This window comes from Paenibacillus sp. Y859 (genome assembly GCF_056786405.1).
Genome location: NZ_JBXCIZ010000006.1, coordinates 63,139 through 89,118, shown reverse-complemented (window position 1 = coordinate 89,118; position 25,980 = coordinate 63,139). Strand labels below are relative to the sequence as shown.

Sequence of the window (25,980 nt, the reverse complement as noted above, 5' to 3'; positions counted from 1 at the left end):
GTACTGTAGCGGGATTAAATAAAATAGCATTTGAATTTGTTGCAACTGCATTAGCTGCAGCTTCCGCCCCCCCCTTTAGAATGACCTACCATGGTTACTTCATATCTAACGTATTTTTTTACAAAATCATACGCTTCAGTTATTGATTCTTTCATATCTGTAGAATAACCAAAAGGTTGTTGAGCATTATTAACCCAATCACCCCATGTTGAAGTACCTTTATTCACAAGACTATACTCTGTAATTCCCCTTGCATTCGTTTTAGAATAAACCCCCATTTTTAATCCTTCGGAATTGGTAATTAGATCTATTAAAATCCAATCACCAGTTATTTTTTTATCATAATCTTTCTCAGTAGCTTTATATATGTGTTGTGCCATATATGCAGCCTCTAACGTTGTAGGCATATACCCACTCGGATCAACATACCTAAGCGGATTATTCTCCACATACGTATACAAATTCAACGTCTGCGGATTGTTAATATCCCCTTCATACGTATCCTCACTAATAAAGCGTCCTACTTCAGAGTCTAGATAACGAGCTCTTGCGTAAGAATAACCACTGTTGAAATCATATCCTAACCCGGTGTAACCGAATAGGTTATCCGGTCCCGCCCAGTTCAAGTCGAACTTCTGAGCGTCTTTGGCTACTCCGAACTCATCATAGTGGTAACGTGCTGAGACACTACCATCTGCGCCTAGGAGACCTATCGCACTACCACGTACATCACTCATGTAATACAGTGTTTTCGGTGTGGTGTTGCCTGCGGCTCCGCTGGCTCCTGGAGTTGGTTCCCAATCCGTATTTGCATCTGCACTTGGCAGATAGCTCATACTAATTCGTTCTCCACCCGCTCCATAGACATAGGACTGCTTCCACTTGTTCCCGGTCGCATCTGTTGCCATTAATGGCTCAGGTAAGCCCATCGTTGTGTCGTTCGTGAAGTAGATGTCCATTTGTTGCTTCTTGTACTGCGGTTCCCAGCCATCTCTCATCCCTGCTGGATTACTACTTGGATAATTACTCTGCTTCGTACCGGTTCCCAAGCTTACGCTCATGGATACGCGATTGCTATCTCCATCATAACGGTATGAAGTCTGGTCACCTGAATAGTTGGTGTTCCCAATTAGACGGTTAGCTCCATCCCAACGATTGGATTCGATCGTCCGTGGGCCAGCTAAGGCCATACTATTTAGGCTAGCTTGATTATTTAGTGCTGTCGGATCGATTCCGTATACATTCGACGTAACACTCAATCCCGTTAACGGGTCTACTACCCATGGATCGATGACGCCTCCAACACTTGCGTTTGGATCTACAATGCCTGTTGCATTCGGATCAAGGCTTATACCCGTGTTCGGGTCAATTCCCAATCCATATACACTATCCAGCACACTTGAATCGATAGAGTCACTCATTGTCGAAGTAATCCCCATCCGCAGACTACTAAGTGCCGCTGCGCTATCGATTCCGACGACGTCTAGCAAGTTTCCACGTAGATCGTACGTGTAATCTCTATAATCGCTTCCTTTGGTCCAACGCATAAGCTTATTCGCTGCATCGTAGGTATAATCCTCTGTGGAGAGGTTACCTGCCTCATCAACCGCTACGTTCACACGGTTCCCTACAGCATCATAGCTGTAATCCGTTGTTGCACCGTTCAACTTTTGAACTTCGGTCAGTTGGTTCAATGCATCGTACATGTAATTCGCTATTTCTGCAGGTTGTGTAGCGCCTGTTGGGTTATCTTCATCACTTCCACCTGATTGGCGTTCGCTATGAAGTTGGTGCCGTGCAGAACTCCAAGCGATGTTCAACACCAAAGAATAACACGATATTCTGCAGGAGAAGGATACTTTCATTTTCACATAATTCTTGACGCTTCCTACTAAAAAAACCATAATACGAATATTTACGTATCATGGTCATGGTAAAAAATCTATTTATCAATCAATGGATATCTACGATCAAAGACCTCTGGATTCCCCAACAAAAACCAATAATTCACTTCATCATATCCGACGACTTCGGCTTTAACTACTAACCCTTTATGCATATTTTTCTTTTGTGAGTTTGCGGCACATTCCTCATAGTCAGCTACTCCTAAGGCGTCGTGATCAGGAATGCTAACTATAACTCCTTGAGGATAAAACACTTCAATGTAACCGTCTATCTTTGTTCCAAGAGGAATTGCTTCTTTATGTTTAAGCCATCTCATCTGTTGGCCTTTATTAACATCATTCCACACTTTTTCAAATGTTTCCTTAGAGATTCTTTTTAATTCTAGATTGTCTAAGGGCAATTCCTTCTCTGATAGGAAAAATTCAAATCTTTTTTGATTGGATATCTTACTTTCTTTACCTTCTTCCAATAGAATCTGTCTAAATGCTGTTCCTTCATCATCCACTTCAAAATACCATTTTTCACCTTTTTCACCATCGATCAAATAAATCATACAATATCCCTACTCCTTCTCATTTTGTTAGTCAAATTTCATTTTATTGAATTAAGTTGCGAGAATTTGTACCATGGTTAAATCCACCTGATACAATACGTCCAGTTACTTTTAAAGGTGTATCAGTTAAAGTCGCAAAGATATGTGCCCGTCCATACTCCAATACCAAATCTGTTACATCAATAGCAACATAATATAATGTGTTTTGGGTTTGATTTTTATTTAAATATAGTATTTGTGATAAATCCTTATAGGACATCGTATTTGGTGCAACATCCGTAAGATATACTCCATCACCTAGCCTGGCATCATTGGGTCTTTTTGCTTTAGTTGAAGGGAATATTACCCCACTTCTCATAATCCCCTCATAACCCTCTTTAGTAGTGTAGTGATACAGTATTACCCTATTCTTATTCTTATTCTCATTTTTATTGGTTTGAGTAGCTGGAGGCGCCATAGGCTTTTTCTGATTGCTGTTACTATTCATTCCTCCTTGAATCACTGTAAGTTTAGGAGGAATATCAGTTCTTGGAACCTCTACTGGTGCAGCACTTGAATGATTCCAAATCATAATGCTTGTAGCTCCAATTACAAATATGGCCCCTTCAATCAATGCCGCAACTACAGCTCCCTCTATGATACATGCATCCCAAACACAATTTCCAGATGGATCAGTATATTTAACCGGATTATTCAAACCATACGTATACAAATTCAACGTCTGAGGATCATTCAATTCCCCTTTATACGTATCCTCACTAATAAACCGTCCAATGCTCGAATCCATGTATCTTGCTCTCGCATACGTATAGCCACTACTAGAGTCATATCCTAGCCCAGTATAACCGAATAGATTATCCGGTCCTGCCCAGTTCAAATCGAACTTCTCTGGGTTTTCCGATACGCCGAACTCATCATAGTTGTAACGTGCTGAGACACTCCCATCTGCACCTAGGAGTCCTATCGCACTACCACGTACATCACTCATATAATAGAGTGTCTTCGGTGTAGTATTGCCTGCGGCTCCGCTTGCTCCTGGAGTTGGTTCCCAATCCGTATTTGCATCTGCACTTGGCAGATAGCTCATACTGATTCGTTCTCCACCCGCTCCGTAGACATAGGACTGCTTCCACTTGTTCCCGCTCGCATCTGTTGCCATTAATGGCTCAGGTAAGCTTAGCGTTGTATCGTTCGTGAAGTAGATGTCCATCTGTTGCTTCTTGTATTGTGGTTCCCAGCCATCTCGCAACCCTGCTAGATTGGTGCTTGGGTAATTACTTTGCTTCGTACCGGTTCCTAAGCTTACGCTCATGGATACGCGATTGCTGTCTCCATCATAACCATAGGTTGTCTGGTCACCTGAATAGTTGGTGTTCCCAATTAGACGGTTAGCTCCATCCCAACGATTGGATTCGATTGTCCGTGGACCAGAAAGTGCCATACTTATCAGACTATCTAGTGATGTCGGATCGTTTCCGTATACATCCGCTGTTACACTTAGGCCAGATAATGGGTCTACTACCCATGGATCGGTGATTCCTCCAACACTTGCGTTTGGATCTACATTACCTGTTGCATTAGGGTCGATTCCTACGTTCGGATCGGCTACTGCTCCTCCGAGACCTGCATTCGGATCAAGGCTTATACCCGTGTTCGGGTCAATTTCTAACCCATACACACTATCCAGCACACTTGAATCGATAGAGTCACTCATTGTCGAAGTAATCCCCATCCGCAGACTATTAAGAGCCGCTGCGCTATCGATTCCGACGACGTCTAGCAAGTTTCCACGTAGATCGTACGTGTAATCTCTATAATCGCTTCCTTTGGTCCAACGCATAAGCTTATTCGCTGCATCGTAGGTATAATCCTCTGTGGAGAGGTTACCTGCCTCATCAACCGCTACGTTCACTCGGTTCCCTACAGCATCATAGCTGTAATCCGTTGTTGCACCGTTCAACTTTTGAACTTTGGTCAGTTGGTTCAAGGCATCGTACATGTAATCTGTTATTTCTGCAGGTTGTGTAGCGCCTGTTGGGTTATCTTCATCACTTCCACCTGACTGGCGTTCGCTATGAAGTTGGTTCCCTGCTGGGTCATAGGTATATTTCAATTGCTCTAGTAATGTTCCCCCAGGTCCTTGATGTTGGATCTCTAAGACTTGTCCTAACGCATCGTAGTTGTACGTGCTTTGCGTGTTGTTCGGTAGAGATTTACTAGCTAATCTACCATTCGCATCATAGGTATAGTTCGTCTTCAATCCAGTTCCATCTGTGACTTGCTCAATCAGTCCAGAATTATCGTAGGAATAACTGACTACCGTATTGTCTGGATAGATGATCCGACTACGTTCTCCCGTCGCTGTCCACTCATAACGAATGTTCTTATTATTTCCGTCAATGACTTCCGTTAAGCGATCTAGAGCATCGAAGGTATAACGGGTATCACCTGTGCTATCTTTCATTAATGTACGACGGCCTGCATCGTCATATTCGTAGCTTACCTGTTGACCATCACCATATATAATCTGATTCAATCGGTTAACAGCGTCATAACTGTACGATATTGTTCAAGCGTTTCTTCAAAAATCCGTTCATGATCCGTTGTCCTTCGGCCCTTTGTTTTTCTAGTCAATGGCCTAAACAGATCTAGCAGAAAGTCTTTAAATGTCTTATCCCAACACAGCTGCAAATACTTGAACACTTCCAGTAGGCTACCTTTGTGTATGACTTGCTTCTGCATGAGCAGGGTTAGACAAAATGTAATGAGCGCAATATGAATTTGGTTGTAAACGGTATTCTTACTAGTCCCGTAACACTTCTTGACGCGAAGATGTTGCTTGATCCACTTGAAATACAACTCGATTTGCCAACGGTTTCGATAGAGGTCGCTGATTTCTTCAACCAATAAGTTAAAATCACTGGTGAGAATCATCACGCTCTTTCCCTCACTATCGAGACATTCGATTAACCGAAGGGGGTGCTTCATCAAATATGATTTCTCATTTCCCAGTCTTACCGTAGCGTCGCGCAGAATACCAGACTCTGGATCAACAGATCTTTCTTCAATGACTTCGATGTTCGCATTACTCTTCAATCGTGTAATAAAGCGAATCGATTTCGCACAGTACAGATCGAATTCTCGGTAATCCAGATAACCGCGATCAAAGATGTTTAACGCATCGGGATACGAACCCTCCGTCCCATAAACAAAACGCAAGTGAAGCTTGATACCTGCTCTGCTCTTCCTGAAATCCGCCCAGCGATACTTTGTCAAGCAGAATGAGATCGTGGAGGCATCAATAAGATGAATGCTTCCGAGTTTCTTATCTGCTTTGTTAGCACCTAAACGGTCGAAGAGCTTCTGCACGAGATTCTTAAATACGGATTCTAGAAAGGCGGTGTGCATATCACGAAATTTCCTAGAAAGCTAGGACGTACTGATGGATTTCAAACCGATGGTTTTTTGTAACTTCTTGTTTGTCTTCACTTTTAGGCTGCTGTTGGCATACGATTCAATATTCATCAGTTGAGCGAAGATAAACAATTGAGCAGTGGTCTTGCTGTCTAATTTCTTCACGTACTTGTCCATCTGTAATAGTTGGATCTGTTGGAGCATGAATTTGTGGTTTAACGGATTGAGTTATTCCGCTAAGGTGGATTTTATGTTATTCTTGTCCATGAGTACTCCTTATAATTAGGATTGGGACAGGACAACCCTCTCCCCTAATTGCAAGGTTTTTTATGGACAAAACCGACCTAAAAGTTACAGTTTTCTATTCATTTTAACGAGATACCCTACTTGACAAATTGAAATTATTTTAATGCAACGCTAGTGAAATTTAATAGTTATTAGACTTATATAATTATATGGGGACGCAAAAACGCACCTGAAATCACCATTAAGGTTATCAAGTGCGTTATAAGTTTAGTTTAAGTTGCTCCGGCGGTACCAGCCATTGCATTTCAGATTATGACATACCATTACCATTTCGACAATTGCTTTTTTGAGAAAGAGTACAGTTAACCGTCAGTTTGAAAGAACGATATATGGATTATCTTCAGTCTACACATAGTCCATATAGCTGTTCAATCTGCCTGGAGATGAATATTCGATTCAATCGGTAATAAGTACTCAAACCTTCTAAAATAACAAAAGACTTGACAGACCTCTTCGTAAATTATTGTAGCTCTAGCACTAAAAATATTCCGATTCAGAGTTCATTCAGAACCATCAAATCAACCAACTTACAGTTTCATTTGCACATTATTTAATTAAAATATCTTTCCAAACATTAAATAAATCGTATAGAGATATAGAATTCAAATCTCTTCTAGCTGCCTTTAGAGAACAATTATTTACAAGCACGATTGGGTTTAACTCCCTATGGTTATTACCAACAATAATAGGTTGATTTACGTTAACAAAATTTCTTGGTTTATGAATAACACCCCATTTTAAAGGTTCATATGCTTCTATAAACACTGTTCCAAAATACATTCCGATATCAATGATTAATGAACTAGTTTCATCACTGAATTTGGTATTATTCTTCGAAACTTCTTCACGAATCCATTCCGGAACTGAAGAGATGCTTTCTTCGAGTTCTTCCTTTGTTTTTGGAACCAACTTAATACGATTAATAAACCAAATCCACAAAGAAACTAATGATTCCTGAGTAAAATTCAGCTCTTCCTTATTACCTCCCCCAGTCTCCTGAAAAAAGTTTGAAAGAACTTCAATTCTGGTTGGTATTTGAGATGTAAACCACTCAAAATACTGGATAGACTCCCTTTTTGTCATGATCTCAAATGGAATAAACTCAAATGGTAATTTTAGTTCTGGATACAATATAAGGACACCTCATTCATAAATATTATATTTTATACCATGTTTAGTGAGAGCATCTAAAACCTTCTGATCAGCGCCTATTTTACCGGTATTTGAGCTTTTAAAAAAATACCAATATGCTCCCTCGATGTCAGCGTTTCTTATCAATTCAGCATCCTTTTCTATTTGTGTCATTACTTTTGTAGAGTAATTTACATATCCTACTTTTGATTCATAAGCAATTCCATCTGCTAATTGATCTATATATCTTGCCCCTTTACTCGTTTTAAAGTACACATTCGGTCGTCCTCCAACCAGCTTAGCAAGCTTTAATTCGCCACCAATACCAATTTCTGCAAAGCTTACTTTAGAATTGGTTTTAGGCATTTTAGGTATACTCAAATCTAATGAGATAAATAGACCACTAATATACATATCAAACTCTGCCATTTCATAATCACTCTGAAGTTGAAAAGCATCTATTAATATTTGTTTTGCCCAGTTAGCCTTTCCAATCGTATTGTCTGCTTGATTGGAACTGGTCATTGTCGCCATATTATATAGGTATTTAAATGTATTATTCCCATCTTCCCTTGCATCAGGGAAGAATCGTAAAGCTTGTGTTCCTAAGAATGAACTTACAGTCCAATAAGAGTCGGAATTTTTACCCTTCTTTCTAACAACCTCTATTAAACTGTCTACTACAAAACCCTTTGATGTGTGCCCACTAGGATCCGTATACCTCAACGGATTATTCTCCACATACGTATACAAATTCAACGTCTGCGGATCATTAATATCCCCTTCATACGTATCCTCACTAATAAACCGCCCTACTTCAGAGTCAAAATACCGCGCACGTGCGTAAGAATGACCACTATTGAAGTCATATCCTAACCCGGTATAACCAAACAAGTTGTCCGGTCCTGACCAGTTCAAATCGAACTTCTGAGCGTCTTTGGCTACGCCGAATTCGTCGTAGTGGTATCGTGCTGAGACACTTCCGTCTGCGCCTAGAAGGCCAATTGCGCTACCACGTACATCACTCATATATAGAGTGTCTTCGGTGTGGTATTGCCTGCCGCTCCACTTGCTCCTGGGGTTGGTTCCCAATCTGTACTTGCATCTGCACTAGGCAGATAGCTCATGCTGATTCGTTCTCCACCCGCTCCATAGACATAGGACTGCTTCCACTTGTTCCCGCTCGCATCAGTTGCCATTAATGGCTCTGGTAAGCTTAGCGTTGTATCGTTCGTGAAGTAGATGTCCATCTGTTGCTTCTTGTACTGTGGTTCCCAACCATCTCGCAACCCTGCTGGATTGGTGCTTGGGTAATTGCTCTGCTTCGTACCCGTACCCAACGTTATGCTCATGGATACGCGATTGCTATCTCCATCATAACGGTATGAAGTCTGGTCACCTGAATAGTTGGTGTTCCCGATGAGACGGTTGGCTCCATCCCAACGATTGGATTCGATCGTCCTTGGACCAGAAAGTGCCATACTCATCAGACTATCTAGTGATGTCGGATCGTTTCCGTATACATCCGCTGTTACACTTAGGCCAGATAATGGGTCTACTACCCATGGATCGGTGATTCCTCCAACACTTGCGTTTGGATCTACATTACCTGTTGCATTAGGGTCGATTCCTACGTTCGGATCGGCTACTGCTCCTCCGAGACCTGCATTCGGATCAAGGCTTATACCGGTGTTCGGGTCAATTCCCGATCCATATACACTATCCAGCACACTTGAATCGATAGAGTCACTCATTGTCGAAGTAATCCCCATCCGCAGACTATTAAGAGCTGCTGCGCTATCGATTCCGACGACGTCTAGCAAGATTCCACGTAGATCGTACGTGTAATCTCTATAATCGCTTCCTTTGGTCCAACGCATAAGCTTATTCGCTGCATCGTAGGTATAATCCTCTGTGGAGAGGTTACCTGCCTCATCAACCGCTACGTTCACTCGGTTCCCTACAGCATCATAGCTGTAATCCGTTGTTGCACCGTTCAACTTTTGAACTTTGATCAATTGGTTCAATGCATCGTACATGTAATCTGCTATTTCAGCAGGTTGTGTAGCGCCGCTTTGCGTGTTGTTCGGTAAAGATTTACTAGTTAATCTATCATTGATATCATAGGTTTAGTTTGGCTTGAGTCCTGTTGCCTATCAACTACGTTTAAGCACATGCAAAACTCCAAGCGATGTTCATCACTAAACGGTAGTTGTCTCGCTAACAAGATTGGGATCTCCGGTAGGTTTGGGGGACGTGACGTAAATCCATTCGTATTACGTTCAATCGGGGAAGTAACAGCTTGTTGTTTGTCTGCTAGTATTCTTACAAGTATTATCTGATTAGCTTATGTTCTTTTAATATATCTGCCCAACATCCACCTTCTAGCTGGTTAAAGTCACCTTATGCTGACTGGCAAGTGATTTTTTTATGGTTTTGCGTACATGCAGGGAATATTGCTCTTTCCCAATTTGCATTTGCTTTACTCGTTCACGTTCTTTGTCGGTTAAAATGCCTGTATCAATCAGTACCATAGCAAAGTAGTATTTATTAAACTCTGGCGGATGATCAGCTACATGAGCCAACGGTATTCTCTTGCTCGGCTTATATACCATTTCGATACGGGTCAGGTCATGCCCTAAATCTATGCCGCGGGTAAGTAGTTGTTCACGTTTATTGTATGTTCGGCAGTAATTGTTTTTTTTACGCTGATGTGCTGAACCAAAATACCGTGTGCCCTTATGCACTATAATTTTCCGCCGCGTATCATTGGCGATAATAAATACATTATCCAACGTTCGCGGTACATCAAACGCTACATCTCCGCTTACAAAATACACTTGTTCCGTCACTTCCCATATCGGTTCTAACAAATCTATGAACTGAGCGAAATACTCAGGGTTCGTTTCAATACGGAACGTATGCCTAAAGCCTTCTGTTTCAGCGAAGTTCTTGAAAAACACATGCATGTAAGCACCATTTTTCAATTTCACATGACATTCATAGCAGTATAATTTATTGTATACTACCCGCTCTGCCATGCCTTTTACCTCTAACCTTGTGCTCCAACCTAAATATCTTGATGTGGGCACTGATTCAAACTCCAGTACTACCTTGTCCATGGAAACCTTGACGTCCATTTGCATACGCTCCTCTAGTTTATGTAGTGTTTGCGCCCACTCTTTTTATGAAATTTAATAGTTATTTGACTTATATAATTATATGGGGACGCAAAAAAGCACCTGAAATCACCATAAAGGTTTTCAAGTGCGTTATAAGTTTAGTTTAAGTTGCTCCGGCGGTACCAGCCATTGCATTTCAGATTATGACATACCATTCCCATTTTGACAATTGTTTTTTCGAGAAGAGATTACAACCCAACGATGGTTGAAGTTAGTCGCAAAGTTAAGTCACCTTCTCCAGTTCGAAACATCCTCTATACAGGTTGATATCATGCTACAGCTAGTTCATAAAACTAAGAAATCTAACTGCGTTTCAATCGAGAATGGTGGATGCACCTTCTACAATGAATAAACCACATGGAGTTGTTACACTCGCATGTGGTTCTAAAATTGTAAATGTTAATTAGACTTATGAGTACTTAGTACTGAAATCACTTTCCGTACTTCCTCATAAAATTCCTGTTCTACTTCATTCGAATACCATTCAAAATCTTCTGGAAGGTCAATTTCCTTATTTTCAATCTTCATCAATAGTTTCTTTATATCATTGCATATATTTGAGTTGTCCTCCCAAAATTTATTTCTCACTGAATTTATTGAATTGATAAGTTCACCCTCGTAATGTTTACCGGCAAGAGGGTTCAAAGACAACCTTAATATTGCCTCAGGAATCACATATTTCAAGTGGAAATTCTGCCTAACTAATCTTGCAATTGAGCCATCAGGCAGATCTTTAAGCTTATTATCCATTATGCCCGCAAACCATCCTGATAAAGGTACACTATTCTCCACTACTATTTCTTCGTAAAATCCCTCAAGTCTGCAAATTTCGTCAATGGTAAGTTCTCTGTATCCCAACAACAATCACCTCCAAACCCTCTTAGTTCCAATAATTCTGATGCTCAATAAATAATTTTTATTTACTATTTTTCACTTTATTTTTAATACCTTGTATTTTATTTAACATGCTGTTACCACGATCAATTGCTTTTTGAACTGCTTTTTTTGTAATGTCTGAAGTGTTTTTCTGGAATGATGGACTGTTTTCTGCATTTTTCAATTTGTTAATGTTGTTCTGTATCCCCTTAACTAAGTCATTAACTTCTTTGACATGATCGTAGGGTTCGTTATCTCTGGGGTTAATCTTAACTGTTTCTCCCGCTAACTCCCTCTCATACGCGTCTAAATGATCCTCATCAATTTCACTTAAGTTATGATCAATATTTTTAATTGCATCTTTTTGTGTTTTACTGAGTTCTTTCTCTATGATATCCTTGTCACTTAATGGCTTATCACTTGTACCTACAATAGCACCAGCTATACCTATAGTACTGTACTTTATACCGCTCCATAATGTACCGAATATATTTGGCATAGCCCCAGACATCGGAATGGCTAAACCGCCGCCTCCACCGCCACCGCCCTGTTCATGCTTATGTCCACTAGGATCCGTATACCTCAAAGGATTATTGCTCACATACGTATACAAATTCAACGTCTGTGGATTATTAATATCCCCTTCATACGTATCCTCACTAATGAACCGTCCTACTTCAGAGTCAAAATACCGCGCACGCGCATAAGAATGACCACTGTTGAAATCATATCCTAACCCGGTGTAACCGAATAGGTTATCCGGTCCTGCCCAGTTCAAGTCGAACTTCTCTGGGTTTTCCGCTACCCCGAACTCATCATAGTGGTAACGTGCTGAGACACTTCCGTCTGCGCCTAGGAGTCCTATCGCACTGCCACGTACATCACTCATGTAATACAGTGTCTTCGGTGTGGTGTTGCCTGCGGCTCCGCTTGCTCCTGGAGTTGGTTCCCAATCTGTACTTGCATCTGCACTTGGCAGATAGCTCATACTAATTCGTTCTCCACCCGCTCCATAGACATAGGACTGCTTCCACTTGTTCCCGGTCGCATCGGTTGCCATTAATGGCTCAGGTAAGCTTAGCGTTGTATCGTTCGTGAAGTAGATGTCCATCTGTTGCTTCTTGTATTGTGGTTCCCAGCCATCTCGCAACCCTGCTAGATTACTGCTTGGGTAATTACTTTGCTTCGTACCGGTTCCTAAGCTTACGCTCATGGATACGCGATTGCTGTCTCCATCATAACGATAGGTTGTCTGGTCACCTGAATAGTTGGTGTTCCCAATTAGACGGTTAGCTCCATCCCAACGATTGGATTCAATCGTCCGTGGGCCAGAAAGTGCCATACTCATCAGACTATCTAGTGATGTCGGATCGTTTCCGTATACATCCGCTGTTACACTTAGGCCAGATAATGGGTCTACTACCCATGGATCCGTGATTCCTCCAACACTTGCGTTTGGATCTACATTATCTGTTGCATTAGGATCGATTACTGCGTTCGGATCGGCTACTGCTCCTCCGAGACCTGCATTCGGATCAAGGCTTATACCGGTGTTCGGGTCAATTTCTAACCCATATACACTATCCAGCACACTTGAATCGATAGAGTCACTCATTGTCAAAGTAATCCCCATCCGCAGACTATTAAGAGCCGCTGCGCTATCGATTCCGACGACGTCTAGCAAGTTTCCACGTAGATCGTACGTGTAATCTCTATAGTCGCTTCCCTTGGACCAACTCATCAGTTTATTCGCTGCATCGTAGGTATAATCCTCTGTGGAGAGGTTACCTGCCTCATTGACCGCTACACTCAAACGGTTCCCTACAGCATCATAGCTGTAATTCGTTGTTACACTGTTCAATTTCTGCACTTGAGTCAATTGGTTCAAGGCATCGTACATGTAATCTGCTATTTCTGCTGATTGTGTAGCGCCTGTTGGGTCATCTTCATCACTTCCACCTGATTGGCGTTCGCTATGAAGTTGGTTCCCTGCTGGGTCATAGGTATATTTCAATTTCTCTAGTAATGTTCCCCCAGGTCCTTGATGTTGGATCTCTAAGACTTGTCCTAACGCATCGTAGTTATACGTGCTTTGCGTGTTGTTCGGTAGAGACTTACTAGCTAATCTACCATTCGCATCATAGGTATAGTTCGTCTTCATACCTGTTCCATCTGTGACTTGCTCAATCAGTCCAGAATTATCGTAGGAATAGCTGACTACCGTATTGTCTGGATAGATGATCCGACTACGTTCTCCCGTCGCTGTCCACTCATAACGAATGTTCTTATTATTTCCGTCAATGACTTCCGTTAAGCGATCTAGAGCATCGAAGGTATAACGGGTATCACCTGTGCTATCTTTCATTAATGTACGACGACCCGCTAAGTCATATTCGTAGCTGACCTGTTGACCATCACCGTATATAATCTGATTCAATCGGTTGACAGCGTCATAACTGTATGAAGTCGTCAACTGATCTGGATACACCATGGATGTCTGATTCCCATTCGCATCGTACGTGATTGTCGTCTTTTCTTGAAGTGGATTCACGGACTGCTCCACTTGATTCAACTTGTTGTAGCTGTAAGATGTTACATGTCCTAACGCATCGGTCTTGGTAAGAAGATTACCTAGAGCGTCATACGTATAACTCGTAGCATTGCCAGCTGCATTCGTTACCTTCGTCAAGCTTCCAAGCATATCATATTCGAACTTGGTTTCTTGGTTATTCGCATTCAGAATGCGATTGACTTGACCTAATGCATCATAGGCATACGTGGTCTCATGACCTAATGCGTTTCTAATGCTTGTGTTCCGATCAACGACATCATATTCATAATGTGTGATACTACCGCTTGGCTCAGTAACAGCTGTTACACGCCCACGGTCATCGCGAGTCATCGCTGTCTTACGATTCATCGGATCTATACTTCCGACTTCAAGTCCGCGTTCATCGTAGATCGTCTGCCACTTGCTGTTCTCTGTCATCGTCGAGAGGGTATTCCCGTTCTCGTCATATTCATATTCAGTTTTGATACCTAAGGCATCTGTCTTCGTTGTTAATCTGCCTGTAGCATCATAATCATACCAAGTAATATTGCCGAGTGGGTTCGTTACTTTCTTGATTTGTCCATTGGCATCATACTTGTACTGTGTAACCTCACCGAGTGCATCTGTGACCGTCATCAATTGATTTCGGCTGTTGTACGTATTCGTTGTTGTGTTTCCTTTGGCATCCGTAAATGTCAATTGGTTGCCAGCAGCATCATACGTATATGATCTTACATGGCCTTCTGGATCTGTTGCCTTCACCATCTGACCCATGCTGTCATATTGATACTTCGTTACACCACCATTCTCATCCCGTTCTTCTACAACATTCCCAACCGCATCATAGATCGTAGCACTCGTATTCTGAAGTGCGTCTACTGTTGAGGTTAGTCGGTTCACATCGTAAGCATAGTTGGTCGTTCCACCTATAGCATTACTCTGTGCTACCAAGTTACCATTATCATCATATGTTGCACTTGATGTCTGCTGAAGCGCATCTTCTTGTGCAGTCATACGTCCCTTTAGATCATACTCAAATTTACCGAGAACACCTTGCGCATCACTGGTTTCCGTTACCCTGTGTAGAGGATCACGGGTCACTTGAGTAATGTATCCTGTTGGATCTTTGATCGTTCGGGCGAATCCAGCTGTATCATTGGTAATCGTCGTTACAGCTCCTGTAGCATCCTTCATGACCGTTGGAATGCCTCGGCTGTCATAATCAACCGTTGTGGTGTTCCCTAGAGCATCCGCTGTTTGTGTAAGATTCCCTGCTGTATCATAACTATAGCTGTTCTTGTATCCAAGTGAATCTACAACTTCTGTAGGTCTATTTAACGCATTATAACGAATCACTGTGGATTCACGATTGCCATCCACGAATTGTAGAACATTTCCTCGTTCGTCGAATTCCATTTGTTGCATACTACCATTTCCATCTTTTACAGCAATCAATCGATCAGCATCATCATAACTTAATGCCATAGTAGAGCCATCCGCACTACGAATCTCAGACATTAAGAAACGATCGTTCCATACATATGACGTACTATGATTCAATGCATTACTATGCGTCGTCTCACTCACCGAGGTCAGCGTAGATGAAATACCTACAGGAGTACCCCCAGTCTGACCTGCTGAAGTCACATTCGAGACTGAACTCGTTCCATCAACAGGATAAGTAAGAATAGTCTTTCCTGAACCTATACCTGATTGGACCTGCGGTGTCTTATTCGGGGTCATGTCTCCACCGATTGCGAATACGCCGCCGGTCTTCACTTTCATCTGATTATTAACGCTCACATTGTCTCTTACGAACAAATCTCCGCCCGGTATGTTGATATCCGCTACCAAGTTGTTCGAAACCATGCCACCTAAGACCATTTCCTTAGCAATATTCATAATTACTTCGGTATTAATGTGTAACTCACCTTGAACGACAACTCGGTTAGCATCTACCGTAAGTTGTCCACTATTATATGTCAGACTTCCCGCGTACAACGTATCCGCTACGGTAACAGCCGAATCATTATTAAGATGTAGCGTTCCACCTACCCATATATTTCCGTAATTATTACCTACACTGATAGCGTTTAGCGTAAGCTTCGTATTGGCATTCAATGCTTGTTTCACAATCAACGTACCGTATATCGTGATTGTCATATCTTTGTTCGTATTCATGCCATCGGCAATAAGTACGACCGGCTTGGTTGGGCTTCCCAACGTAACGCCGTTCTCAACATTCAGTTGACCTGTCTTAATCACGACAGGATTACTATTACTTGCCTGAATTGCAGCCTGAACGGCACTCATATCAGAGTTCACAGATACTGCCGATTGCTCATACATGCTCATCTTCGCATGGATATCTGTGCTTAGGCTTCCCATATAACCCGTGATCGCCGGCTTAAGACCGTCAATGATCATATATGGAGGAGCATTCTGCAAGTTATGCATCGTGCCAGATAGTAGCACTTTGTCTGAATCCGCAATATCTCTTCCATTGTTGGGATCAATACTTACCGGCCCACTCGGAAGTGGACCTTCCTCTTCTTGTCCACGAATGACTGGAGCCACCTTGCCTTCATAGCTCGACGTACTCTTCGATCCGTAGAAATCAGTAAAGCTTGTTACACGCATATGTTGATCATATGTGACATTCATGGATGCCGTCTGATTAGGATTAGTCACACCCGTTACATGATGCGCACTATCGTATGAGAACTTCGTAACTGCACCATTCACATCCGTGAATGAGATCATATCGTTAGCAGCTGAATAACCATATTGTTGCTTCCGATTGGTATGGTCTGTCACTGTTGTTAACTGATTATTCGCATTATATGAAAGTGTTAATGAAGCGCCATCGGTTGATACCGCTTGTAATAACTTTCCTTGATAGCTAAATGTAATCTCATTATGATTGCTGTCGGTAATTGATGTTAGAAGTCCACTTGCATTGAACATATAATGTTCACCTTGTGGTGTCTGTAGATCATATCCACCTGATGAGGCTTGTGACAATGTAAGATCTGTTCCACGCGGTGTTAAATATCGCCCACCTGTGAGTGGAATGAACTCGTATCGGGAACCATCAGGTTGCATAAGTTCCATCTTGCCATCTACAGGGGTAAGCGACCATTCATAAGAATGATGCCATCCAAGACCGATAGCCCCTTCATATGGATCGCGGCTAAGATAGTTCAATCCGAATTGAAGTGGCATTAATGCCTGAAGTACCATAGAATCCGTCGTGAATGTAAAATCTCCCCGTGCTGGTTCAACGTAATCCTGCCCCAATGGATTCACAATCCGTAGACGTTTCTTAATTGCCGCTTCCGTGAACTGCGTAAGATCTGCTTGCGTGATTGGTTCGATCACTTCTGGATCTTGCAAGATCAAGGAAGTTGCGCCCGTAATGATGCCTGGCACAGTTGCCATCACATGATTAAGTGTTGCTACTTCCTCTGCCTTAGCTCTTGTGGAAGCTGTAGAATCCGTTGCATAGTAGTAACTTGCTAATGCTTCCCAAGTCAATGGGAAGGAAGGTACGGATACATTCATGACCTTCAACACTTCTGAATAACTAGATGCTAACGTACCCTTTTTCGCTTTGGCTGTAATATGAGCGATCTTACCAGCATCTAAGCTGATCTCGCTACTCCATTGGCCTTGCGTATTAACCGGTATATTATTCACGCTCTGCTTCTGATCCCCTAGAGAATAACGAATCTCGAGATCAATGGTTGTACCCGCCTGTGAAGTACCCTTCACTAATGCTTTACCGGCAGAAGAACCAGATTCCACTGTCATCGATGAAGGTGCCTTCGGCTGTACCGAGTTCACAATTTCAAAACTTCCAATCTGCCCGTAATAGACACCAACTCCGTTATACGTTGCGGGTGATACACAGATGTTATAGCGACCTTCTGGGAGAGCTACGCCACCTATTTTTCCATCCCATTCCACCACATGTTGAACATATACTCCGTTCACCTTCGTTTCATAATCGTCACTTGCAATTAAGCCTGACAACTTAGGAGATGCACCGTTCGGCTGAGGTGTACACACATTGATGTTCGTAGGATGGCTAGTCTGTCCACTATTCGCTGCATTAAATTTGAAGCGAATCTCAGTAGTACCACCTTCATCTGTGTTAATCTCACTTGGCACGATCTGTACATTGGTCGAAGCGAAGGCTTTCTCCGTGAGCATATCTACGCCTGGTAATAGTGGAACTGAGGTAACTAGCAGCAAGAACACAAGGGTTAACGAAATAATCCTGTTGATGCTAGCTTTCCTCTTTCTGCGAACCGTACTTGAAAATATCATAAATATTATTCACTCCCTAATCATTATTATAAAAGTTCTAGCTTAAGCATTAATCGATAGATCACAGTAGCCGCTTGGGCTCTTGTTGATGTCTGAAGAGGTTCTAACTTATCTCCATTACCTTCAATTAACTTCAGTTGAGTAGCATCGATAACGAATGGCTTCGCCCATGCACTAACAGAAGCATGATCGGTAAACTTAGTCAGATCGGATGACTGACCCTCTTGCCCAGTAGACTGAAGTCTGCTTCCTGCGGCACGCATCATCATCGCCATCATCTGTTCACGTGTCAGTGCTGCATCTGGATGGAATACTCCATGATCTCCTTCAACAATACCTGCTGCAGAAGCTGCTTCGACCCATCCATAGCTCCAATTCTTCGCTTGCACGTCTGAGAATGTAGGTGAAGATGAGAATATTGGTTCCATGCCCATCGCACTTACTAGTAATTTCGTGAATTGCGCTCTTGTAAGCTTGCCATTCGGAATAAAGGCCTCTTCGGTCATACCATTAATAATTCCTCTAGCAGACAACACTTCAATGGAATTAGATGCCCAGTGTCCTGAAATATCAGAGAACGTCACTTGACGCAACATGACTGCATATATCCCAGGTTCTTGAATAGAAGCTTGTACGAATCCATCCTTTACACCTGTTATTCCGCCAATATAAGTCCAGTATGAATGTGCTGCGTCGTATTTATAAATACCAAGCTTCTCGCGTTCGGCTTTCCATTTGGCTAAGTCTTTGTATCCTAATGTAAGTTGAACGGGTTGTCCGAACGTAGAAGCTGTATCCACTTGCCAGATCGAATTATCCGATTCAATGGATCTTCCTAACTCATCTCGAAGGGGTCTATGATCTAAACTAATCTGAGATAGACTGACCTTAGATTCCTGCGTAAACGCACCTGTTGGAACTTTCAACTCAGCCATACCATCCTTCGAAGTCACCATTCCACCTTGTGCACCAAACACAGCTGATTCTGTCGATATCACTTTGTTATCCGTACCCTGAGGAATGACAGGTTGGGAAGAAGACTGACCTCCAGATCCTCCTGTTGATGGTTGTTCAGACGAGGACCCATCCAGACTAACGGTAACGAATGAATCATCCGTCGTACTATATACGAACTTATCGCCGTTAAACCCGATGTACTGTCTTCCTTTCGTTGCGCTTGTCACTGAATACATGGATGCCGTAGACAGATTCACACCTCGCAGAACCGGTTGTCCATTCACCTGTTCCAAATACACGGCCTGTGTATCACCTATCGACATAACCGAATAATCGACATCTTTCACACTCATTGGAGCTAGATCCTGCGGCTGTGCCCTTAGATCCGTAAGTGACATCACGACGAACTTGCTCTCAGAAGAACCATTCTTCTGTTTCCACAAGACGTAATCACCATTGGTCACGAACCAATCCACGTCGTTCGAACCACCTAGATTAATCAGTGATCTTCTAACGCCTGTGCTCAGCGTCAACATACTAAGTCCACCATCTCTTGCGTTCTTATAGACGACAATACCGTTCGCAAGAACAGGAAATTTACCCTCTCCCAGTGCAATCTCCGTATTCGTTGGTAAGTCATGGTATATCATTGATCCGTACAGATTCCGATCGAACCAGACTACACCATTTCCGTCCACGTAAGGGTTACCGTATTCACCCGAACGCACGTTTAGTTTCTGCTGCACGCCTGACTGAAGATCGTAACTATAGATATCCCAGTACAAGGATGACGGGTCCTGCGTACCCTTATCTGCCCAAACAACTCTATTCCCCTTAATATAAGGAGCATCTTTCGCTGTCTTACTTGTAGTGAGTACTTTCTGTTGCTTCGTAGCCTCATTGCGGTAATAGATCTGTTTGTTACCGTCACCATCTTGTTCCATCCATATAATCTGATCCCCTGACACACTGAAATCTGTCCGATTCGATGCCGTTGCGCTCTCTGCATGTATTTCAATAGGCATCGCGACTAGGAATAATACGCTACTGATACACATGGATAGCGCCACCATTAGCGGAATCATTCTCACTTTTGTTAGGATATTGACTGACTTCATATTCTTCTCTCCTCATTTCCCATGATCTAGCACATACCAACTAATATGTTGGTAATAGTTCCTCCGCATCAGAATCTCTCCCGATTCACTCCACCTTTGTATGTACTTTTATTACTACAGTCTCACTTCATCGTTCTTTATTCCTTCCTTTCACTAGGACAAAGCGAAATATTTTGACGAGTCTTAATTAATTATCGGAATAATCTCCCAATAAAAGAAGAAGTGAACACCAATTGATTCTTTAGACCTATATTTATGCACAGAAAAAATGAGACAAAAGTTGGATTCCCCTTTTGTCTCGTTTAGATGTGAACATATTTATCTATCCATCGTCACGCCTGTTGCCTTACTACCATCTAGATCTCGATGGCATTGTGTCAACAGCTCCTCGTTCAGAAGATGATACAGCGATGTGAATTGCTCTCTTGGCTTGGCTGTAAACTTTCGGGCTGTATCTTTGTAATCTAATGAGCTAATGTGGGATTGTATTTCTTCTGGAAGAGCGGATTGAACAAGATTCTGCAACATGGTAGACTTTTCATTAGGTCGCCTCCTTCAAATCGTCTTGTAGGGTGCAAATGACTTTACAGAGAAAGTGACCTTTTAACTATCATTTATCGTTGCATGTTCTGCTCCCTTTGGGGTAATCTCTTAGTAAATAATCAAAGGAGAATCTCTCAAATGAAAAGTCTATTACTTATTGAAGATGACAAGCAAATTTGTGAGCTGCTTGAATATGTATTTGCTAACAAATATCAACTGGAGCAAGTCCATTCGGGAACAGAAGCTCTTTTGAAAACAAATAAAAATCAGTATGACTTGGTGCTTCTTGACTTAATGCTGCCTGGCGTGACAGGTGAAAGCGTCTTGGAGACGATTCGAAAAACTTCCCCTGTACCTATCATCGTTCTGACTGCCCTTAGTGACAAAGAACAGACGGTGCGCTTGTTAAAGATGGGAGCTAATGATTACATCACCAAGCCTTTCCATATAGAGGAGCTTGAGGCCAGAATCGAGGTTCAGCTACGTAATGCTGTTCCAACAACAGCACCTACCGGCGAACTATCTTACCGCAACCTGATATTGATACGCGAAGAGCATAAGGTATTGATCGATAATAGAGAGATTCAAGTGTCTCACAAAGAGTACAAGCTGCTAGAATTGTTAATGCTTCATCCTAAGAAAATCTATTCCAAGGCTAACCTCTACCAGACCATCTGGCAGGATGATTACTTTGGTGGGGAGAACACCATCAACGTTCATATCAGTACACTAAGAAAAAAGTTGAAGGATGCTGATCCTGATACAGAGTATATCGAGACGATCTGGGGCATGGGAATCCGTCTAGCTGAGGGGAATGAGTAACATGTTGTGGCTGCTTAGTATCCTGCTTATTGCTGTACTGGCCTATCTCGGTTTAATTCTGTCCGACTTGAAGAAAATCACCCAGCAACTCGACTATATCGCCACGAATGATACCAATGCGGAGTTAACCTCCACTTCCAAGAATAGCATCTTGAGACGGTTATCAGACAATAATAATCGATTAATTAAGCAAAATAAAATCTATAACCAGGAACGATATCTCAAGGAAAAACAAATGCATGAGGTCATCACCAATCTCACTCATGATCTTAAGACACCTTTGACCGTCTCTTCAGGCTATACACAAATTCTCTTACAGGAGCCTGAGCTTGCCAAGCAGCATGAGATGATTCAGAAGATCGATAGTAGCTTAAATTCCATCTCTCATTATCTTCATTACCTCATGGAATATAATCTGATTCAGGAGAAAATGTTAACCCCTGAGTTCCACAAAATAGAGGTGTCTGAGCTATTAACCCAAAGCTTATTTACCTATTATGATGAGTTGCAAAAAAAACAGCTCTCCTTGGAAGTTCATATTCAGGAGCAGCAATATCTCATTACCGATGAAACGATTCTGCAAAGAATTTTCCAAAACATATTAGGTAACATTCTGAAATATGGCTATCAAAAGGTACAGATCTCGCTCACATCACAACAAGACCATTTGATCATTCAATTTATGAATGGTTTAGCCAATCCTATTGTAGATGCTGACCGGCTATTTCAGCGCTTTGTCACTGAAGATCCTTCTCGCTCCAACAAAAGCACAGGGTTAGGCCTATCCATTGTAAAAAACCTGACAAAAGCTATAAAAGGTGACATTACACTCACTACAGATGCAGAAGCCTTCTACGTGACTCTTCAATTCAAGAACAGCAGAGATCATTAGTTCTCTGCTGTCTGGCACTGTGGCTATAGTTCTTTATGACGGATAACAAAGGCGCTTCCTACGAGAGTGGTGGCAATAGTAGCAAGACTCACGAAGATATAAGGAATTAATTCTGTGCCTGCGATTAGACCCTGACCCATAGTCTGAGCAAGTGAGAAGAAATCAAAATATTTGAGCCCCTCCCACTCTATGAACGTATAGATCAACTGAATGATAATGGGATAAACAATGATAAATATAGAGGCGATAATATTGCTAGTTGTCAGGAACAACACTAGTGTCGCCAAACTAAAGATCACGCTAATACAAAAGCTTAAGCTTAACATCGCAATGAGCGCATCCTTTAGAACTTCACCCGTATGAATCCCTTCTGTACCATATCTAAAAAAGGCAATAAGAGCCGTTGTACCAAAATATAAAAAAGTTCCTAATAACAAAGCAGTCAACTGCGTAAAGTATTTGGAAAGAACAAAGGAGATTCGGCTCACACCAGAGGTTAACGTATTTTTATACGTTCTTTGTGAGAATTCGTATCCTATAATGATAACAAAGAATGCGATAAACAAATAAACAAGGAGACCACTAGAAAAAGAAGCACCAGTGAGAGCTACAGCCATATTCCAGGAAACATTGGTTTGAGATTGACCCTCCATAACAGAATCACTCTGAACCCCCACTGTACCTACACTTTCAGTAGACACATTTCCCACTGCAAAAGTAATAACAGCGAGTAATATGATATAAAAACCTTTGGTACGGAGTAAACGATAGCAATCAGCTTTCATTAAACGAATCATGAGTGTGTACCTCCGAATTGTTGAATAAGATTGGTGTAGTAATTTTCTAAGCTGCTTTCCTTTTTACCAATAAAATCAATAAGAACACCATTCATAGCTAGCAATAGATTGATACTGGCAACGGTCGATTTCTGATCTGAAATGTGAATTTCATTCCCCTGTACAACCTGGAATTGATCACCAATCGCTTCCTTCAAGATCACGGCAGCCTGAGCTGTATTTTGCACTTTAACCACAATGGCTTCCGTACATAATGAATCGAATTCTTCCTTCGTAATTTCTTGAATCATTTCACCTTGATGAATAAAGCCAAAACGTGTAGATACATGATATAATTCGCTCAGAATATGACTAGAGATCAGAATGCTTGTGTTCCTCTCCCTATTAATCTTCTCCAGCAATTCACGGAACTCAATAATCGCTATCGGATCTAATCCATTAATCGGTTCGTCTAGAATAAGAAAATCCGGGTTATTCACCAATGCCATCGCAATTCCTAAGCGCTGCTTCATACCTAACGAGAAGTTGTGGAATTTCTTCTTACCCGTATTCGCCAAGTTCACGAATTCCAACATTTCTTGAATGATCGAGTAATCATGGATTCCCTTCTGGATGCAAACGATCTTCATATTCTGATAAGCGGTCAGCTTATTAAATGCCACTGGCGCTTCAATAACAGCTCCGATCCGTTGTAATGCAGTATGATAGTTCTTCGCTCCTTTCGACTTGCCTAATAGTGTGATCTCACCCTTCGATTCTGTTGAGAGATCTGTGATGAGCCTCATGATCGTTGTCTTTCCTGAGCCATTTCGACCGATAAGGCCGTAGATATCTCCCTTTCTTACCGTTAACGATACTTGATTCAATGCTTTCTCTGATCCAAAAGACTTGGATACCTTTTCTAGTGATAATACACTTGTTTCCATACTGTCCACTCCCCTTCTTTCTGCTACAAACTATATAAGAATTGAAATCCTGTATGTAATACTTGCAATCTACTGCACCTTCCCTTTGATATCTCTACTTTATCTGTCATTCATTAAGTAATCTCTTAAGCGAATCTTAAATCATTCTTAAAAGTTGATTCAGATAACAAACTGACTTTTCGAATGGTGGTAAAGTGAAGTCATAGTCATAGTCATAACTTTCCCCCAATATTGTAATAAAAAAAATCCAGCGATAGGAGTATACTGATATCCCTACCGTCAGATTCTTCTTTGGATTCTATTCTTCTTTAACAAGTTAACTAACTGAAACATAGCTCTAAGTGGTATGAGCAATATGGTCAGCAAGCGCCATCGCGGCAGCATAGCCGGAGCTCCAGGCCCATTGCAGGTTATATCCACCGCAATCTCCATCCACATCCATAACCTCACCGGCCAAATACAGCCCAGGTACTAGCTTAGATTCCAACGTTCCTTCGATTAGCTCAGTCGTATCGATGCCACCGGCTGTTGTTTGCGCATTCGTGAAGCTATTGGTATCGGTCACTTTAAATTCCCAATGCTTCATGATTCTATACAATATTTTCTTGGTTTTCCACGATAGATCCTGACAAAGCAGGTGAAGCTCTTGATCAATTCCTGCCTCCTTCAGCAGAACAGGAATCAGCTTCTTGTTGATGATTCCGATAAGGGAATCCGCAACAGTCCGGTGTCCAAAGATCCCCCAGTGCGTTTCCAGAAACTCAACTATCTCTTCCTCCGTGCGGTCCGGCATCAACTCAACCGATAATGTCACAGATTCTCCTCTGCCGAGATTATACGCAGCCTTCCTGCTTAACTGGAGTATTGGCGGGCCAGAGATGCCATAGGCCGTAAAGAGAATTTCGCCATATTCGGTGCGGATAACTTCATCGTTTACGATAATATGAGCATGTCCTTCGAATTTTATGCCGGACAGTTCCTCCAAATATGGATAGTCTAACTTTAATTGCACAATCCCCGGCACAGGCTCAATCAGAGTGTGCCCCAGACGTTGGACAAGCGTATAACCAGATCCATCCGTTCCCGTTTTCGGAGCAGTAAGACCACCCGCACATAGAAATAGGTATTCGCTGGTATAAACGACCTGCTCCTCTGTCTCTGTTTGGCATTTAATCGTGAAGCGCGGATGTTCCGTCGAGACGATAACATCCAACACTTTATTCTTGAAATATATCGGAACATTCCGATCCTCCAGAGCAAGGCGAAAAACACCCGGCACGGATGCGGCTTGCAACGACATGGGATACATTCGACCATCCTCTAAGGGTATAAGAGGAAGCCCGAGCGAGGAGAAAAAGTCGATCGTCTGGCGCACACCAAATTGCTGTAGAACAGGCAATGGAAATCCAGCCTGATTGCTGTGATACTTGTGCGATAAAGCGACCGCTTCATCCGTACCCGTCGCAGTAGATTCGTTCGTAATGTTGCAACGCCCATTGCCCGTCGTTAATATCTTCTTCCCCATCCGGTCATTGCTTTCAATCATTGCGGTATCAATACCTTGGTCCCGTGCAGTAAGAGCAGCCATCATACCTGCAGCGCCTGCACCGATAATTAACAGCTTGTGGTGCTTAGAATTCTGATCCTCATACATATTGATCGATGCATCCCTTTT

The 25,980-nt window shown here is 42.1% G+C and carries 18 protein-coding genes; 2 read left to right on the top strand and 16 right to left on the bottom strand.

Going from position 1 to position 25,980, the window contains the following annotated elements; all coding sequences use genetic code 11:
- Positions 1-50: 50 nt before the first annotated feature.
- The 13 genes from AC1TO8_RS14520 to AC1TO8_RS14460 form a co-directional block, all read right to left on the bottom strand.
- The gene (locus tag AC1TO8_RS14520) at positions 51-1,823 is read right to left on the bottom strand and encodes an RHS repeat-associated core domain-containing protein (protein ID WP_482056465.1); all 1,773 of its coding nucleotides are present in this window, start codon (positions 1,821-1,823) and stop codon (positions 51-53) included.
- A gap of 119 nt (positions 1,824-1,942) precedes the next feature.
- Positions 1,943-2,458 carry a hypothetical protein gene (locus AC1TO8_RS14515; protein ID WP_482056335.1) on the bottom strand — a complete coding sequence of 172 codons (516 nt, stop codon included), beginning with the start codon at positions 2,456-2,458 and terminating at the stop codon, positions 1,943-1,945.
- 43 nt (positions 2,459-2,501) lie between these two features.
- Positions 2,502-4,994, bottom strand: coding sequence for an RHS repeat-associated core domain-containing protein (locus AC1TO8_RS14510; RefSeq protein ID WP_482056334.1), 2,493 nt, complete (start codon positions 4,992-4,994; stop codon positions 2,502-2,504).
- Positions 4,991-5,677: an IS4 family transposase gene (locus AC1TO8_RS14505; RefSeq protein ID WP_482056464.1), complete on the bottom strand. Its 687-nt coding sequence runs from the start codon at positions 5,675-5,677 to the stop codon at positions 4,991-4,993. The genes AC1TO8_RS14510 and AC1TO8_RS14505 overlap by 4 nt, the downstream gene beginning before the upstream one ends.
- Before the next feature lie 210 nt (positions 5,678-5,887).
- Positions 5,888-6,076: a hypothetical protein gene (locus AC1TO8_RS14500; RefSeq protein ID WP_482056333.1), complete on the bottom strand. Its 189-nt coding sequence runs from the start codon at positions 6,074-6,076 to the stop codon at positions 5,888-5,890.
- A gap of 648 nt (positions 6,077-6,724) precedes the next feature.
- Complete coding sequence (locus tag AC1TO8_RS14495; protein ID WP_482056332.1) at positions 6,725-7,309, bottom strand: hypothetical protein; 585 nt, start codon at positions 7,307-7,309, stop codon at positions 6,725-6,727.
- A 12-nt stretch (positions 7,310-7,321) separates the two neighbouring features.
- Positions 7,322-8,338 carry an RHS repeat domain-containing protein gene (locus AC1TO8_RS14490; protein WP_482056331.1) on the bottom strand — a complete coding sequence of 339 codons (1,017 nt, stop codon included), beginning with the start codon at positions 8,336-8,338 and terminating at the stop codon, positions 7,322-7,324.
- Entirely contained in the window at positions 8,335-9,429 is a 1,095-nt protein-coding gene (locus AC1TO8_RS14485) for a hypothetical protein (protein WP_482056463.1), read from the bottom strand. The genes AC1TO8_RS14490 and AC1TO8_RS14485 overlap by 4 nt, the downstream gene beginning before the upstream one ends.
- A 264-nt stretch (positions 9,430-9,693) precedes the next feature.
- Positions 9,694-10,449, bottom strand: coding sequence for a replication initiation factor family protein (locus AC1TO8_RS14480; RefSeq protein ID WP_482056330.1), 756 nt, complete (start codon positions 10,447-10,449; stop codon positions 9,694-9,696).
- A gap of 441 nt (positions 10,450-10,890) precedes the next feature.
- On the bottom strand, positions 10,891-11,349 hold the full coding sequence (locus tag AC1TO8_RS14475; RefSeq protein ID WP_482056329.1) for a contact-dependent growth inhibition system immunity protein: 459 nt from the start codon (positions 11,347-11,349) through the stop codon (positions 10,891-10,893).
- 58 nt (positions 11,350-11,407) lie between these two features.
- On the bottom strand, positions 11,408-18,250 hold the full coding sequence (locus AC1TO8_RS14470; protein WP_482056328.1) for an RHS repeat-associated core domain-containing protein: 6,843 nt from the start codon (positions 18,248-18,250) through the stop codon (positions 11,408-11,410).
- Positions 18,251-18,276: 26 nt separating this feature from the next.
- Positions 18,277-20,325, bottom strand: coding sequence for an S-layer homology domain-containing protein (locus AC1TO8_RS14465; RefSeq protein WP_482056327.1), 2,049 nt, complete (start codon positions 20,323-20,325; stop codon positions 18,277-18,279).
- Between the two features lie 318 nt (positions 20,326-20,643).
- A complete protein-coding gene (locus tag AC1TO8_RS14460; protein WP_482056326.1) occupies positions 20,644-20,853 on the bottom strand; it encodes a hypothetical protein in 210 nt (69 codons plus the stop codon).
- A 153-nt stretch (positions 20,854-21,006) separates the two neighbouring features.
- On the opposite strand from AC1TO8_RS14460, the gene AC1TO8_RS14455 reads away from it, so the two are divergent.
- Positions 21,007-21,690: a response regulator transcription factor gene (locus tag AC1TO8_RS14455; RefSeq protein WP_482056325.1), complete on the top strand. Its 684-nt coding sequence runs from the start codon at positions 21,007-21,009 to the stop codon at positions 21,688-21,690.
- Positions 21,683-22,582: a sensor histidine kinase gene (locus AC1TO8_RS14450; RefSeq protein WP_482056324.1), complete on the top strand. Its 900-nt coding sequence runs from the start codon at positions 21,683-21,685 to the stop codon at positions 22,580-22,582. Before AC1TO8_RS14455 ends, AC1TO8_RS14450 begins: the two co-directional genes overlap by 8 nt.
- Before the next feature lie 23 nt (positions 22,583-22,605).
- Here AC1TO8_RS14450 and AC1TO8_RS14445 read toward each other — a convergent pair whose 3' ends face one another.
- From AC1TO8_RS14445 to AC1TO8_RS14435, 3 genes are all read right to left on the bottom strand, one after another.
- Complete coding sequence (locus tag AC1TO8_RS14445; RefSeq protein WP_482056323.1) at positions 22,606-23,379, bottom strand: ABC transporter permease; 774 nt, start codon at positions 23,377-23,379, stop codon at positions 22,606-22,608.
- Positions 23,376-24,305: an ATP-binding cassette domain-containing protein gene (locus AC1TO8_RS14440; RefSeq protein WP_482056322.1), complete on the bottom strand. Its 930-nt coding sequence runs from the start codon at positions 24,303-24,305 to the stop codon at positions 23,376-23,378. The genes AC1TO8_RS14445 and AC1TO8_RS14440 overlap by 4 nt, the downstream gene beginning before the upstream one ends.
- 337 nt (positions 24,306-24,642) lie before the next feature.
- Positions 24,643-25,959, bottom strand: a complete 1,317-nt coding sequence (locus tag AC1TO8_RS14435; RefSeq protein ID WP_482056321.1) for a BaiN/RdsA family NAD(P)/FAD-dependent oxidoreductase — start codon at positions 25,957-25,959, stop codon at positions 24,643-24,645.
- Positions 25,960-25,980: the final 21 nt, after the last annotated feature.

Coding starts and splice junctions, on each gene's coding strand:
- AC1TO8_RS14515 (WP_482056335.1), bottom strand. CDS start 2,458: ATGATTTATTTGATCGATGGTGAAAAAGGTGAAAAATGGTATTTTGAA.
- AC1TO8_RS14500 (WP_482056333.1), bottom strand. CDS start 6,076: ATGCTCCAACAGATCCAACTATTACAGATGGACAAGTACGTGAAGAAA.
- AC1TO8_RS14490 (WP_482056331.1), bottom strand. CDS start 8,338: ATGAGTGATGTACGTGGTAGCGCAATTGGCCTTCTAGGCGCAGACGGA.
- AC1TO8_RS14480 (WP_482056330.1), bottom strand. CDS start 10,449: ATGGACGTCAAGGTTTCCATGGACAAGGTAGTACTGGAGTTTGAATCA.
- AC1TO8_RS14470 (WP_482056328.1), bottom strand. CDS start 18,250: ATGATATTTTCAAGTACGGTTCGCAGAAAGAGGAAAGCTAGCATCAAC.
- AC1TO8_RS14465 (WP_482056327.1), bottom strand. CDS start 20,325: ATGAAGTCAGTCAATATCCTAACAAAAGTGAGAATGATTCCGCTAATG.
- AC1TO8_RS14460 (WP_482056326.1), bottom strand. CDS start 20,853: ATGTTGCAGAATCTTGTTCAATCCGCTCTTCCAGAAGAAATACAATCC.
- AC1TO8_RS14455 (WP_482056325.1), top strand. CDS start 21,007: ATGAAAAGTCTATTACTTATTGAAGATGACAAGCAAATTTGTGAGCTG.
- AC1TO8_RS14450 (WP_482056324.1), top strand. CDS start 21,683: ATGAGTAACATGTTGTGGCTGCTTAGTATCCTGCTTATTGCTGTACTG.
- AC1TO8_RS14445 (WP_482056323.1), bottom strand. CDS start 23,379: ATGATTCGTTTAATGAAAGCTGATTGCTATCGTTTACTCCGTACCAAA.
- AC1TO8_RS14440 (WP_482056322.1), bottom strand. CDS start 24,305: ATGGAAACAAGTGTATTATCACTAGAAAAGGTATCCAAGTCTTTTGGA.
- AC1TO8_RS14435 (WP_482056321.1), bottom strand. CDS start 25,959: ATGTATGAGGATCAGAATTCTAAGCACCACAAGCTGTTAATTATCGGT.